The 13,171-nt window shown below is 64.4% G+C and carries 14 protein-coding genes; 7 read left to right on the forward strand and 7 right to left on the reverse strand.

The features are described from left to right. Positions 1 to 92: 92 nt before the first annotated feature. Positions 93 to 929 (reverse strand): SDR family oxidoreductase, encoded by an 837-nt coding sequence (locus ACQUSY_RS10310; RefSeq protein WP_428904397.1) that lies wholly within the window; start codon positions 927 to 929, stop codon positions 93 to 95. A 46-nt stretch (positions 930 to 975) separates the two neighbouring features. Between ACQUSY_RS10310 and ACQUSY_RS10315 the strand changes: the two genes are divergently transcribed. From ACQUSY_RS10315 to ACQUSY_RS10330, 4 genes are all read left to right on the forward strand, one after another. Then, a complete protein-coding gene (locus ACQUSY_RS10315) occupies positions 976 to 1,458 on the forward strand; it encodes a 2-thiouracil desulfurase family protein (RefSeq protein WP_428904398.1) in 483 nt (160 codons plus the stop codon). After that, a complete protein-coding gene (locus ACQUSY_RS10320; protein ID WP_428904399.1) occupies positions 1,458 to 2,321 on the forward strand; it encodes a spermidine synthase in 864 nt (287 codons plus the stop codon). Before ACQUSY_RS10315 ends, ACQUSY_RS10320 begins: the two co-directional genes overlap by 1 nt. A gap of 89 nt (positions 2,322 to 2,410) precedes the next feature. Further along, positions 2,411 to 3,094 (forward strand): hypothetical protein, encoded by a 684-nt coding sequence (locus ACQUSY_RS10325; protein WP_428904400.1) that lies wholly within the window; start codon positions 2,411 to 2,413, stop codon positions 3,092 to 3,094. Positions 3,095 to 3,115: 21 nt separating this feature from the next. Then, positions 3,116 to 3,667 (forward strand): SprT-like domain-containing protein, encoded by a 552-nt coding sequence (locus ACQUSY_RS10330; protein WP_428904401.1) that lies wholly within the window; start codon positions 3,116 to 3,118, stop codon positions 3,665 to 3,667. A gap of 47 nt (positions 3,668 to 3,714) precedes the next feature. On the opposite strand, the gene ACQUSY_RS10335 is transcribed toward ACQUSY_RS10330, so the two are convergent. Further along, complete coding sequence (locus tag ACQUSY_RS10335) at positions 3,715 to 4,356, reverse strand: 2-phosphosulfolactate phosphatase (protein ID WP_217336747.1); 642 nt, start codon at positions 4,354 to 4,356, stop codon at positions 3,715 to 3,717. A gap of 292 nt (positions 4,357 to 4,648) precedes the next feature. Then, positions 4,649 to 4,891: a hypothetical protein gene (locus ACQUSY_RS10340; RefSeq protein ID WP_428904402.1), complete on the reverse strand. Its 243-nt coding sequence runs from the start codon at positions 4,889 to 4,891 to the stop codon at positions 4,649 to 4,651. A gap of 7 nt (positions 4,892 to 4,898) precedes the next feature. Here ACQUSY_RS10340 and ACQUSY_RS10345 point away from each other — a divergent pair, with 7 nt between their 5' ends. After that, complete coding sequence (locus tag ACQUSY_RS10345) at positions 4,899 to 5,405, forward strand: hypothetical protein (RefSeq protein WP_428904423.1); 507 nt, start codon at positions 4,899 to 4,901, stop codon at positions 5,403 to 5,405. A gap of 77 nt (positions 5,406 to 5,482) precedes the next feature. On the opposite strand, the gene ACQUSY_RS10350 is transcribed toward ACQUSY_RS10345, so the two are convergent. The 4 genes from ACQUSY_RS10350 to ACQUSY_RS10365 all read right to left on the reverse strand — a co-directional run bounded on the left by ACQUSY_RS10350 (position 5,483) and on the right by ACQUSY_RS10365 (position 9,713). Then, complete coding sequence (locus ACQUSY_RS10350; protein WP_428904403.1) at positions 5,483 to 6,943, reverse strand: ABC transporter permease; 1,461 nt, start codon at positions 6,941 to 6,943, stop codon at positions 5,483 to 5,485. Continuing rightward, the gene (locus tag ACQUSY_RS10355; RefSeq protein WP_428904404.1) at positions 6,940 to 7,701 is read right to left on the reverse strand and encodes an ABC transporter ATP-binding protein; all 762 of its coding nucleotides are present in this window, start codon (positions 7,699 to 7,701) and stop codon (positions 6,940 to 6,942) included. Before ACQUSY_RS10355 ends, ACQUSY_RS10350 begins: the two co-directional genes overlap by 4 nt. A gap of 141 nt (positions 7,702 to 7,842) precedes the next feature. Beyond that, positions 7,843 to 8,490 carry a response regulator gene (locus ACQUSY_RS10360; protein WP_428904405.1) on the reverse strand — a complete coding sequence of 216 codons (648 nt, stop codon included), beginning with the start codon at positions 8,488 to 8,490 and terminating at the stop codon, positions 7,843 to 7,845. Then, entirely contained in the window at positions 8,487 to 9,713 is a 1,227-nt protein-coding gene (locus tag ACQUSY_RS10365) for a sensor histidine kinase (RefSeq protein WP_428904424.1), read from the reverse strand. Before ACQUSY_RS10365 ends, ACQUSY_RS10360 begins: the two co-directional genes overlap by 4 nt. Positions 9,714 to 9,906: 193 nt before the next feature. Between ACQUSY_RS10365 and ACQUSY_RS10370 the strand changes: the two genes are divergently transcribed. Continuing rightward, complete coding sequence (locus tag ACQUSY_RS10370; protein ID WP_428904406.1) at positions 9,907 to 11,352, forward strand: DUF6421 family protein; 1,446 nt, start codon at positions 9,907 to 9,909, stop codon at positions 11,350 to 11,352. 221 nt (positions 11,353 to 11,573) lie between these two features. After that, positions 11,574 to 13,157 (forward strand): ABC transporter substrate-binding protein, encoded by a 1,584-nt coding sequence (locus ACQUSY_RS10375; RefSeq protein WP_428904407.1) that lies wholly within the window; start codon positions 11,574 to 11,576, stop codon positions 13,155 to 13,157. Positions 13,158 to 13,171 lie beyond the last annotated feature (14 nt).

Consider the following 13,171-nt stretch of genomic DNA (forward strand, 5'->3'; position numbering starts at 1 on the left):
CGCCTGTTGGGCGCGTTCATCGCGATTCCGATAGCCGCGGCAATCTTGATCGTGATTCAGCAGGTGTGGATCCCGAAGCAGGACAAGCAGGTTTAGTTGTCGCCCGGGCGGCCCGTGAACTTTTCCATCGACGAGTAGACGCGGAAAACGCGGCCGGCGACGGCGTCCCACGCGCGGGTCGGGAGCACGCCGCGCAGCGCCATGGCGAACTTCACCGTCCACGGCTTCGTGACCATCGGGGTGCCCGCCATCATGCCGTTCCACGCCGCGGTGACGGCCCTGTCGGGCGTCATGATCGGGGTGAGCAGCGGGCCGCGCGCACCGGCGAACATGCCGGTCGAAATGTAGCTCGGGCAGAAGGTGGTGACGGTGATCTGCGGGTGGTTGTCGGCCTGCAGCTCGAGGCGCAGCGATTCGCTCCACCCGATCATCGCCCACTTGCTTGACGCGTAAACGCTCATGCCAGGGTTCGCGAGTGTGCCGGCGGCTGACGCGATGTTGAGGATGCGAGCGCGGTGGCCGCGCTTCATCATGATGGGCAGGAAGGCGCGCGTGATCCACATCGGCGCGAGCGCGTTGACCTGCATCGTGAGCTCGATGTCGTGCTCCGCGTCGTGCTCCCAAAAGCGTTTGCCGCGCACGATGCCCGCGTTGTTGATGAGCGCGTCGACGCGGCCGAAGTCGGCGAGCGTCTGCTCAGCGGTCTTGGCGACCGCGTCACGATCAGCGATGTTCACGACATAGGCGCGTGCCGTGACGCCGCGCTTTTCGATGTCAGCGGCCACGCGTTCGACCTGTTCGCGGTTGATATCCCATAGTGCGACACCAGCGGCACCCGCAGCGACCGCACGATGCGCATAGAGCTCGCCCATGCCCATGCCGGCACCGGTAATAACAACGACCGATCCCGCCTCAAGTTGACGCGTCATATGCCTATTCTGCCCCGGCGTAGGCTGGATGCAGGAGGCAAGCGCAATGACCGAGACGACCCGCACGATAGTGTCGGCCTGTTTGGCCGGTGCCGCGTGCCGCTACGACGGGCGTGCGAAGCCAGATGCTGAGGTCGTTGCGGCCGTGCAGCGGGGCGAGATGATTCCGCTGTGCGCCGAGGTCTTGGGCGACTTGCCCACCCCCAGGCCCGCAGCCGAAATTGTCGGCGGTGATGGTTCCGCTGTTCTCGACGGCGCCGCGCGCGTCGTCACCAACACCGGGGATGATGTCACCGCTGAATTCGTTGCCGGTGCCGAGCGCGTCGCCGACGCCGCGGTGGCGCTCGGCGCGACGCACGCAATTTTGCAAGACCGCAGCCCGTCGTGCGGGTGCGGACGCATTTACGACGGTTCGTTCTCGGGCGAACTCATCGACGGCGATGGTGTGACCGCCGCCGCGCTCACCCGCCGCGGCCTCACAATTTCGGTGCGCCGCGGAACTTCCGCACCCCGCGATGTGAGCGCATAGTGGGCCGTCAGCGTCACGAAGCGCAGGTTCCGTCTGCCGTTTTGAGTGACGGAACCACGGCGCAGGTGATCGTCTCGCCGTACGTTTCTGGGTTCGAGTTGGTGGTCGGCGAGACGCCACAATCGCACGTTGACCTGGCCGACCCGACCCATCTGCACTTTGAATACATCGCGCGCATGGGCGCGGTGATTGACGTGTTTCGTGAGAAGCGGGCACCGATTTCGGCCGTGCATTTGGGCGGTGGCGCGCTAACCGTGCCGCGGTACATCGCGGCGACCCGGCCGGGTTCGCGCCAGCAGGTGATTGAGCTTGAGCAGCCGCTGTGGGACTTGGTGCGGGAGAACCTGCCGCTCGCTCGTGATGCGCAGGTGCGCGTGCGCATTGGCGATGCGCGTGCGGGGCTCTCGCGGTTGCCCGCGTCGATGACGAGTGACGTTGATCTCGTGGTGAGTGACGTGTATTCGGGCGCTCGCACGCCGGCGCACCTCACGTCGGTCGAGTTTTATCGTGAGGCCGCGGCTCTGTTGCGCGCCGATGGTGTTTTGCTCGTCAACGTTGCTGATGCTCCCGGGCTCGCGTTTGCCCGCGGTCAGCTCGCGACGATTCAGTCGGTACTGCCGCACGTCGCGGTGCTCGCTGAGGCGCAAGTGTTGAAGGGACGCCGCTTCGGCAACCTCGTCATGGCGGCGTCGGCCACCGAGTTGCCGACCGAATGGTTGCCGCGGTTGCTTGCCGCCGGGCCCCACCCCGCCCAGCTTCTTGCCGGTGCCGATGCGCGCACCTTTTATCGTGGTTCCGCCATCGTCACTGACGCCGACGCGGTGGCCTCACCGGCACCATCGAAGTCGCTTTTCGACCGCTAACCTATGGATCGCTTGCAGGGCGGCGTGCCCGACTTGATTCGCAGAAATCCCGGGGCAGACTGTATTCATCGCCGTCGCAGGGAGATTTCATGAGCCTCATTCTTGGGTATGACCGAGACACCCTTCGCGAGCGCGTCGACCTGGCCGAGTGCCGCGAGCGGCTCGATCAGATTGCCGAGCAGCGCTCGCTGGCTGCGCTTCTCGAACAGGTGTTTCTGCTGAAGATGCTGGGCGAGCTCGACGATGCGCTGAAGGTATCGGAACAATCGGTGCGGTTGGCGCGGATGGCTGGCACCCGCAAAGATCTGTTGCGCGCTCGCGTGCTGCACGCGTCGGTGTTGCACTGGCGTTCGTCGTTCGCTGCCGCTGAGGCGGAGTTGGTGACGTGCGCGAACGAGGCTGAGGGCCAGGGGTGGCCGAACATCGCAGCGTTCGCGATGCAGCACCTGGGCAAGGTGCACTTTGACGCGGGCGCTCTTGAGGCGGCGCGTTCTGCCTTTAAGCGTTCACTGTTCTTCCGTCAGGAGGCGGGCGCGAACGATGCGGAACTGGAGACCACGTTCTTGGCGATTGACGCGGTGGAGCGTCGTTTGGCGCGGGAGTCGATCGAGCACGCCGACGAAGTGTCGGTGTCGATTGCGTCAGAGCAGGCCGCGGCGGCCGCTGAGGCGGCGCTACGCAACGACCCCGACACTCTGGATTTTGGCGACGAAGACGAGACGCAACCGCACTACACGATTTCAGTTTCCACAGCCCATCGAGCTGGTGTCTGAACTCCGGCGTAGGCTCAAGGTGTGTCAGATCTCGATCGCGTAAGGGTGTGGGCCGAGGCCCTCATTGCCCAGCACCTCGATTCGACGTGGACATTTGCGTTTGACCACGCGAAGGTGCGCGCCGGTCTGTGTGATTTCACGCGCAAGCGCATCACGGTGTCTCGATACCTTGCCGCGCGCTTTGATGACGAAGACAACTACCAGACGCTGTTGCACGAAGTTGCGCACGCGTTGGCCGGGCCCCGCGAGGGCCACAACCGCCGCTGGCTCAGCATCGCCCGCGAGCTGGGCTACGTCGGCGGCGTTCGCCACACCGGTGAGACGGCGCGCGAACTCGCTGCCTGGGTAGGCATGTGCCCCTCGGGTCACACCGTTTACCGCCACCGCAAGCCGTCACGCGCAACGTCGTGCTTGAAGTGCTCCCCCGTCTACAACGAGGCCTTCCGCATCGGGTGGATGCGCCGCGAAGTCACCAACGAAATGCGCGCCGAAGCGATGAAGCCTCGTGAGACGACTCCCCCGGCGCCCACGCGCGACGTGCAACCCACGTACCACGGCGAGTCCCTGTTCTAGCCTCGGTGTCGCGGCGCCACGGGGCTGAGTCCGCGGCGAAGCACCGGCTAGTTGGTGACGAGGGCTTCGAAAACGCCGTCGCGCAAGATAGCGACGGCGTCGATCGCATCGCGTGTAGCCGCGCTGACCACCTCATCGCGGCGGCCCATCTCGACGAGTTCGCGGCCCGAGGCGCTCGCCAAGAACAGGTGAACGCAGGCTCTGCTGAGGGCACGCGCCCCCTCACCCATGACGGCGGCGTCGGGTGACGTGTGGTCGATGCCAAGGTCGCTCAAGGCCGAGATGATGGCACCGGCGGCGAGCTGGTCTTCGACGGCAAACCGCACCTCAGCGCTGTCGCGCGAAACCCGCTCACCACACGCGATTACGGCGATCGACGTGCGCGCAGCGCGCTCGTGTTGAATCGCGAGCACCGCATCGGCAACGGCCTTGGCGTTGCGAAGTGAGCCGGCGAGCACGATCGCTCCGGTGTCAGCTGCCGCCGCCGCGACGACCGCGCCGTTGATCGACACCGCGAAGGCGTCGTCGTCGAGCGGAACCACGTCACCAGCGGCGACACGATCGGTCACCGTGGTCGTGAAGCGGAGGGCGTCAACGACGATCACGATGTCGGCGGGAGCGAGGCGGCGAAGCCCCGCAACACCCCACTCGGCCCGAACCTGGTACGTGCTCTGATCGTCGAATGACATGAATCCAGCGTAGCGATGTGTTGCTCTGGAACGTGCCCCGTGGTTCCGCCCGTGGTTCCGCCGTGGTTCCGCCGTGGTTCCGCCTGTCCCCGTGGCGGTGCCGCAGGACCAACCAATCCGCAGGACTTGTTCGGCCCATATCTGCCCTTTTGGGCCACCAAATCCGACGTAACGGCCATCCGCCCTTCCCGCACCCGTGGTTCCGCCCGCCACAACGACCGTTATGCACGACTCAAATCGGTACGCACGCAAAAAGTGCCCCACCAGCAACTCTAGTCACACCAGTCACACCTCATCGTGCATAACGGTCGTTGTCCTGAGACGTTGGGGCGGAACCACGGAGTGCGGAACCACGGAGTTGGGGCGGAACCACGGGGCTGGGTGACACGGGAACGGAACCACGCGCCGGCTTGTTGAGCCCGAACCCTGGGGCGGAACCATGGGCTGGCTGCCGGGGCTTGATGACGGCGGGGGCGGCTGGGAGAACGGGCAGGGTGTAGACCGGGGTGCCCGGAGCGGCACATGATGGAAGCATGCGCGTGATGCTGAAGTTTGAGATTGAGTGCGACGTTGACGCGGCATGGCGGGCGATTCACTCGCCGCAGGTCGCGAGTGAGCTGTACGGGCCGCTCGTCGCGATGAAGCCGTGGAGCGACGTGCCCACGTCATGGGAGCACGGCGACAATGCCGCCGTCGCGCTGTCAGCTCTCGGCATTCCGATGGGCAAACAGTTCATTTCGATCACCAACCGCGAGCGCACGCACGCTGGGCGCCACGTGCGCATCATGCGCGACGCCGGCATTCCCCTCACCGGCCCGCTCGCGACGCTCGACGTGTGGGATCACCAGATGGCCGTTTCCCCCGTCGCCGGCCAACCCCACCGCACCCTTTGGCGCGACCGCCTCACGATCGGCGGCGCCACCGCACCCCTGCTGTGGCCAGCCCTCTGGGCAACATGGCAGTGGCGCCAGCTGCGCATTACACAACTGGCGCCATCGTGGGCGTTTGATCCGGCGGAGCAGAGCGATCAGGCGGTCCCAGACGCCTGAAGCCGCATCCAGCCGGCACTCCGCGACGCAGCCAACGGCTGGTTCCGTCAAACGCCAGCTGTTGGTTCTGCCACCCTTTAGTCCACCGCGAGCGCCTGCACCGGTGCGACGCGAGTGGCGAGGCGAGTCGGAACCACGGAAGCGACGAGCGTCAGCACAACGGTTGCAGCAATGACGCCGACGATGAGCCCCCACGGGACGTTCGGCCACACGATAGCCGCGCCACCCAGGCGAGCCGACCCTAGAGTGGATTGGGCAGCGGCCCATCCGTAAATGGTTCCGAGCACGAGGCCCGTCGCCAGCGAAGCGATCGCGATGTGCGCAGCCTCAAGCATCACCATCGCGCGAATCTGCGTCTTGGTCAGACCCAGCGCGCGCAACAGGCCAAGCTCGCGGGTGCGTTGCACGATGCTGATCGTCAACAGGTTGATCAGGCCGACACCCGCGATGACCGCGGAGATGCTGACCAGAACCATCATGATCGCGGCGATGTTGTTGAGTATGACCGCGATCTCAGCCACGTCCTGAATCTCGCTCTCGGCACTACCAAACAGCATGGTGTTGACCGAGGCAGCAGCGACCGAGAACATCACCACGAGCGTCACTCCCATGACGACGCCAATTGCCATGCGGCTGGAGCGTTCCGGGTACCGCATCGCGTTTTCGGCCGCGAGGCGTGCCGGCGTCGAGCGGCCAAAGAGGCGTCCGACCAACCGCAACACGGGCGGCATGATCACGACGGCACCAACCGCGAGGCCCGTGAATGACAACAGTCCACCGAAGAAGGCGATGACAACGCCCATCGGCGAAGCGAGCCCCACGACGACACCAAGACCGAGCAAGACAGCACCGATGAGCAGCATTGCGATGGCACCACGCTTGCGGGGGACCGCCGCGATGTCTTCCGGGGCGCGGTCGACGGAACCACTGAGCGCTGCCAGCGGGGTGACCGTCAGTACGCGGCGCGACCCGATCCACGCCGACGCCACTGTGGTCGCAATGACGACGAGAGGCGGAAGGGCGGAGGCCACGCTGATCGGCGTGAATTCAAAGCCCGGGGGTGCATTGACAGCATCGTTGACCCACGGCAGGGCGATGAGGGCCGCGCCGATAACGAGGAGCCAGCCAATGACGGCGCCCATCGCACCAATAACGAGACCCTGCCGAGCGATCTGAGCACGCTCCGACTCGGCCGAAGCGCCAATCAGACGCATCAGGGCGATCTGCCTCGTGCGGCCGGCAATGATCGTCGAGAACGTATTGGCGGTAACAATCGCGGCGACGTACATCGCGATTCCGATGAACAGCCAACTCAAAATGCTGAGCGTGAGCTGCACCGACTCGAAAGCGGCGACCACCGAGGCCCGGACGTCCGCCGCCAGGTAATTCGTGACTGTCAGGAGCGCAACGCCGAAGGCACTCGAGATTGCAGCAATGAGAATCGACGCCCCCATGCCGCGGTCGCCGAGCCAGGCGAGCGGCGGTGTGCGCTCCGCCTTGACGTCAGCCAGCGCGGGAGCTGGCGCGAGCGCGGTCATGCTGACACCTCCGCCGAGAGCATGTAGGCCGAAATCTCTTCCGGCGTCTGGCGCGGCTTGTCGGCCACAAGGCGACCATCGCCGAGGAACAGCACCCGGTCAGCGTGCGATGCGGCGACCGGGTCGTGCGTCACCATCGCGATCGACTGGCCGTGCTCAGCGCTCGCGGCGGCGAGCAGCGACAGCACTTCGCGGCCGGTGCGGGAGTCGAGGTTTCCGGTCGGTTCATCGGCGAACACCAGGTCGGGTGCGGTCGCCAATGCGCGAGCAATCGCGACGCGCTGCTGCTGACCACCAGAAAGCTGATGCGGGCGGTGCGTGAGACGGTTGCCGAGCCCCAGCGAATCGATCAGGCCGTCGATGCGTGCACGCTCGAGCGCCGAGGGCTTGCGACCATCGAGATCAAACGGCAGCAGAATGTTGGCACGAACGTCAAGAGTCGGAACCAGGTTGAAAGACTGAAAAATGAAGCCGATGCGCCGGCGGCGCAAGATCGTCAGGTCGCGGTCGCTCATCTGCGTGATGTCGGTGTCGCCGATGAAGACGTTGCCCTGGGTGGGAGAGTCGAGGCCGGCCATGATGTGCATGAGGGTCGACTTGCCCGAACCCGACGGGCCCATGATGGCAGTGAACTGACCACGGCGAACGCCAACGCTGACATTATCGAGGGCACGAACTTCGCCCTCGCCCGAGCCGTAGGTCTTGGTGAGGTGTTGTACACGGGCGGCGAGGCCCAGGTCGCTCGATGTGATTTCCATACTTCAACGGTAGAAATCGGGGCCCCGTCTTCGCATCGACCCAGCGACTCATCCGCGTACATCTCAAGGATGATGTTTCACGTGCAACCAGCGGATGACCCGGCACTCGCGGCGGGGTTCAGTGCACCCGAAGCAAAAAACTCAGGCCAGGCCGTGTTCGAAGGCGAACACCACGAGCTGCACGCGGTCTCGTAACTGAAGCTTGCCCAAAATACGCGAAATGTGCGTCTTCACCGTGGCTTCAGACAGGTATTCGCGCGCCGCGATCTCCGAGTTCGACAGCCCACGCGCGGCGAGCGCGAAGATGTCACGCTCACGGTCGGTCAACGTCTCGTACTCCGCAGGCAATGCGCGGGCCGCGGGCTGACTGAACTGCGCAAACAGCTCGCGCGTCGCGGCCGCGGCAATCACACTCGACCCCGAGTACACCGTGCGAATCGCGGCCAGCAGAAACTCCGGGTCGGCATCCTTCAGCAAGAACCCGCTCGCACCTTGCCGAATCGCTCGCGCCGCCGCCTCATCAAGGTCAAACGTCGTGAGCATCACAATGCGCGGCGGGTTTGGCTTCGCCAGAATCTCAGCGGTCGCCGTGAGCCCGTCTTTCACCGGCATGCGAATGTCCATCAGCACAACATCGGGCGCCGTCGCGGCCACCACCGCGAGAGCCTCATCACCGTCACCCGCTTCGCCAACAACTTCAAGATCGGGCTGCGACTGAATGAGCATGCGAATACCCGCACGAAACAGGGCCTGGTCGTCAACCAGCACCACTCGAATATTGTCGCTCACACACTCTCCCGCGCTGATGGTTCCGCCACCGACTGTACCTCGCGCACCGGAATCACCGCCGTCACCACGAAGTCGGAACCACGGCGCTCGGTTTCGAGACTGCCGCCGACGAGCGCGGCACGCTCGCGCATGCCGATGAGGCCGTGACCACCGGGATTGGCCGCATCGTCGGCGGCCACCGCATTGCTCACGCGCAGCGTGATGGTGTGCGGTTCGAAGGCGAGCGAGACATCGACGGCGGAACCATCGCCGTGGCGGAGAGCGTTGGTGAGCGCCTCCTGCATGATGCGGTAGAGCGCAAGTTGCACGGCGGCGGGCGGATCACTGCGCGGCGCGGGGTCGACGCTGATGCGCAGTTCGACGCCGGCGCCGCGCACCTGGGAGTAGAGCTCTTCGAGGTCGGCGAGCGACGGCTGCGGTCCTTCGGCCTGCGAGTGACGCAGCTGGGTGAGGAGAAGGCGCACGTCGGAGAGTGCGGAGCGTGCGGTCTGGCTAATCGTGGTGAGTGCTTCGGCGGCCACTTCGGGCTGTGTGGCCGCGGCATATCGTGCGCCATCGGCCTGCGCGATGACGACGGCGAGGGAGTGCGCGACGACGTCGTGCATGTCGCGGGCGATGCGGTTGCGCTCCTGTTCTGACGCCGCGAGCGCCTCCGCGACGCTGGCCTGCCGTTGCGTCTCAATAGCGCTCAGGCGCGTTCGTTTCAGCGCACCGAGCGCATAACTGAGGCCAAGGCCAAACGTCGAAGCTGCAAACACCAGCGCGAGCATGAGCACGAGGGGTGCAATCAGATCGGCAGACGGTCTCATGGTTTCGCCGTTGACCAGCCATGCGCCAATCGCGAGATAAGCGGCCACGGTCGCGGCCCCGACAAACACGGAGATGAAGCCGAATCGACGAACACGGGGTGAGCCATAGGCCGCAACGGCATACAGCACCCCGAAAATAGCGAAGTTAATGCCCAGCGGCGGCAGGCCAAAGAGCATCTGCACGATGGCACCGACCCAGGCGAGAGCCAGCGAGAGCGCGGGTGACAAGCGTCGCACGGCAAGTGCGCCCGCCAAGATGACGCTCACGGCCGTTGCCGGCCAATCAATGTCGGGCCACCCGGTGCTACCAGACCACACCTGCGGGTACAGCGACACCGGCGAAAAGAACAGCCACACGACAAGCGCCGCAACGACATCAAAAATCAATTGCTTACGGGTCAGAGTGGTAAACATCACGGCCAACGCTACGCGTTCACCATGGCGCCCACATCAGCCTGCAGATGTATCTCCTCCACCGCTGTCCAGCATCGCCCCGTAGACTTGTCGCGATAACCATTCACCTGCCGCTGCGCCCGAGCACCAGAAGTGCGAAAGCGTGGTGCTCCGCAATGACGCGGCGGCCTGAGCCTCGAGATCGGAGGTTCCCATGTCCATTAGCCAGACACGCAACGAGGTTGCACCCAAGGCCATCATCGGTGAGCCCGAGGTTGTCGAGGATGGCCGCGCACCCGGCGTCGAAACGTCGCCCGAATGGTTGGCGCTGAAGGCCGCAGCCACCGCCCTGCAATCTCTGCAGGTGAAAGATGGTTCCGTCCCCGAGCCCAGCGACCACGATGCGGCTCGCCAGCACGTCGCCACGATCACGGCGTCGGCGACCGCGCTTGCGCCGCTGTTTCCGCAGGACGCCGAGTATCTGTCGGCGCTAGTCGTCGACTTTGACCGGTGGGTTTCGGAGGGCTTCGGCGTGCCCGACTTCCTCGACTCGCTCGTGGCATTCCAGCCACAGCAGCACCGCGTTGATGGTCTGCGTCACCTCGTCGTGTTTCCGATGTATACGCAGAATGGCTCCCCCGATCGGCACGTTGAGGCGCTCATCACGGAGGTCATCTGGCCCGAGTTCATCGCTGACCTGGAGGCGGGCGACTACGGCAACAAGCTGTTCGTCTCGCTGCGACTGATCGACTTCACGTCGGGATACGACACGAACTCTGCCGTGCTGTTTCCCGAGACCGTTGCGATGCGCGAAATCCCCACGTTCACGTGGGGCGCGATCTTCCAAGACCGCGAAGCCGCCCGCTACCGTCGCGTCGTGCGCGAAGCCGCTGAGATCACGAAGCTCGAGCTGCCTGAAGATGCCGCGCGCATGCTGGAAGACCAGGAGCTCACCGAGAAGACGTTCGTAATGTGGGACATCATTCACGACCGCACGCACATGCGTGGCGACCTGCCGTTTGACCCGTTCATGATCAAGCAGCGCATGCCGTTCTTCCTGTACTCGCTTGAAGAGATGCGCTGCGACCTCACGGCGTTCCGCGAATCGGTCGCGATCGAGCGTCGCCTCGCGGCACGCGTCGACGCGGGCGACGAGCTCACCGCAAGTGAGACGGAGATGCTGGAGAAGGCGAAGCTCGTACAGTATGCGGTGCTGTTTGACCGTGTCTTCCGCTTCGCCCTCACCGGCTCCCGCGTGCGCAACTACGACGGCCTCGGCGGCCAGCTGCTGTTCGCGTGGCTGCACCAGCGCGGCGTGCTGCATTGGACCGACGTTTCGCTTGCGATCGAGTGGGACCGCCTACCCGACGCCGTCGTCGAGCTCGGCGATGCGATCGACGACCTGTACTGGCGCTCGATCGACCGCCCGAAGACGGTGCACTGGTTGGCGGCCTACGAACTCGTCAGCAAGACCGTCACGCCGCACCCCGCGTCGAAGTGGAACCGTGGGCTGAGTGACGAGATTCTCGCCGGACCACCGAAGGGCTTTACGGACGCGGTGCTGGATGACGAATTCCCGCTGTCGATGTTCTTCGAGGCCCTCGACAAGAAGATGGCAGACGTCATCACGTCGACCGCTGGCATCCGCGGCACCGACTAGGGATTTACTCCCAAACCGGTCGCCTCGCGAGGCTCAATCGCGAGGCGACCGGAGCCATCTCACGAATTTTCGGTTGAATGAGACCGTGGCGCGCTCATGTGCATGTTTTATCAAAACATTGTCACGAACCGTCATCGAATCGCCTCGGGGTGTTCTGGCGACCTTAAGGTAAGTACACCCCACACAGCTCGGGTTTCCCTGCCCCATTCTGAGGAGTGCATATGCCTCGCAAGATTGTTTCTTCCATCGCGGCCGTCGCGGCCGCTGGCCTGCTGCTCTCGGGCTGCACCAGCAGCACGCCTGAAAACGGCGGTAGCACGTCTGACGGCGGATCATCGTCGTCGAGCACCGCGACCTTCACGTACGCCATTGGCGGCGACCCGATGTCGATGAACCCGATCAACCTCAACGACCGTTGGGGTCTGACGTTCGCAAACATCGTGTACTCGCCCCTCGCCCGTGTTGAGGCTGACGGTACCGTCGTCAACGAGCTGGCCGACAAGATTGAGCCGGCAGCCGATGGCCTGTCGGTGACGGTCACGCTGAAGGACGACCTGAAGTGGTCTGACGGTGAGCCCATCACCGCCGAGGACGTCGTCTTCACGTACACGAACAAGGCCGTGCGCGAAAACGGTAACGCTGACCTGCTGTACGTCGGCGACAAGCCGATCACCGCGTCGGCAACCGACGACAAGACGGTCGTCTTCACGCTCCCGTCGATCAGTGCCGCTGCGATCAGCAACATCGCGACGGAGACGTACATCATCCCGAAGCACATCTACGGTGAAGTCACCGACTTCTCGGTGACCCAACTCGACCCCGCAGCCATTGGTTCCGGCCCCTACAAGCTCGACGAATACAAGCCCGGCGAATACCTGAAGTTCTCCGCAAACGAGAACTACTACGGCGACGCCCCGCACATTCCGAACCTGATTCTGCAGATTCTGACCGACGCCGACACCGTCAAGACCGCGCTGCAGACCGACCAGGTTTCGGCGTCGTTCGTGACGTCGGCACAGGTTGCTGAGTTCGAAGGCACCAACGTTTCGACGTACCCGTACTCCGAGGGTCGCGTGGCGTACCTCGGCGTTGAGGCGCAGAAGCCGGCACTGGTTGACCCGAAGGTCCGCCAGGCTCTGTTCTTCGCGCTCGACCGCACCGCGCTGTCGGACGCTGCCTTCCTGAGCGACGAGTACTACGAGCTCGCGTACTCGATTCTGCCGCCGAGCAACCCCTGGGCGACCGACGAGGTTGAGCAGTACAACCAGGATGTTGAGCAGTCGAAGAAGCTTCTCGCCGAGGCAAACGTCTCCGACCTGAAGCTGACGCTGGGCTACATCGGCACCGACCCGGCACAGGTTGCCGAAGCGACGCAGATTCAGGAGCAACTGGCTGAGGTTGGTGTCACGGTCACGCTGTCGGGTGTTGACGCTTCGGCGCTGTACGCCGAGCTCGAGAAGGGTGCCGACAACAAGTTCGATCTCTTCCTCGGTGGCTACATCATGGGTCTCGAGCCCGACGCTTACTCGGCACTGTTCCGCACCGGAGCATCGGCAAACTACTTCGGCTACTCGAACCCCGAGGTTGACGCCCTGTTCGACGCCGGTGTGGCGGAGCTCGATGAAGCCAAGCGTGGCGACATCTACGACCAGATCCAGGCGAAGATCCAGGAAGACGCCGTGTTCTTCCCGATCGCTGACAACAAGAAGATCATTGCCATGAGCAACACCTTCACGGGTATCGAAGAGGCACGCCTCGTTCCGATCTACTCGCTGGAGAACTTCGGCAAGCTCGCCGTCAAGTAGCGCGAACATGCGGG

The organism is Microbacterium daqui, from assembly GCF_050408675.1.
Classification (GTDB): Bacteria; Actinomycetota; Actinomycetes; order Actinomycetales; family Microbacteriaceae; genus Microbacterium.

Excerpts from the sequence above, each read along its gene's own strand:
- ACQUSY_RS10325 (WP_428904400.1), top strand. The coding sequence starts at position 2,411 with ATGAGCCTCATTCTTGGGTATGACCGAGACACCCTTCGCGAGCGCGTC.
- ACQUSY_RS10315 (WP_428904398.1), top strand. The coding sequence starts at position 976 with ATGACCGAGACGACCCGCACGATAGTGTCGGCCTGTTTGGCCGGTGCC.
- ACQUSY_RS10355 (WP_428904404.1), bottom strand. The coding sequence starts at position 7,701 with ATGGAAATCACATCGAGCGACCTGGGCCTCGCCGCCCGTGTACAACAC.
- ACQUSY_RS10310 (WP_428904397.1), bottom strand. The coding sequence starts at position 929 with ATGACGCGTCAACTTGAGGCGGGATCGGTCGTTGTTATTACCGGTGCC.
- ACQUSY_RS10370 (WP_428904406.1), top strand. The coding sequence starts at position 9,907 with ATGTCCATTAGCCAGACACGCAACGAGGTTGCACCCAAGGCCATCATC.
- ACQUSY_RS10365 (WP_428904424.1), bottom strand. The coding sequence starts at position 9,713 with ATGTTTACCACTCTGACCCGTAAGCAATTGATTTTTGATGTCGTTGCG.
- ACQUSY_RS10345 (WP_428904423.1), top strand. The coding sequence starts at position 4,899 with ATGCTGAAGTTTGAGATTGAGTGCGACGTTGACGCGGCATGGCGGGCG.
- ACQUSY_RS10375 (WP_428904407.1), top strand. The coding sequence starts at position 11,574 with ATGCCTCGCAAGATTGTTTCTTCCATCGCGGCCGTCGCGGCCGCTGGC.
- ACQUSY_RS10350 (WP_428904403.1), bottom strand. The coding sequence starts at position 6,943 with ATGACCGCGCTCGCGCCAGCTCCCGCGCTGGCTGACGTCAAGGCGGAG.
- ACQUSY_RS10335 (WP_217336747.1), bottom strand. The coding sequence starts at position 4,356 with ATGTCATTCGACGATCAGAGCACGTACCAGGTTCGGGCCGAGTGGGGT.
- ACQUSY_RS10340 (WP_428904402.1), bottom strand. The coding sequence starts at position 4,891 with ATGCTTCCATCATGTGCCGCTCCGGGCACCCCGGTCTACACCCTGCCC.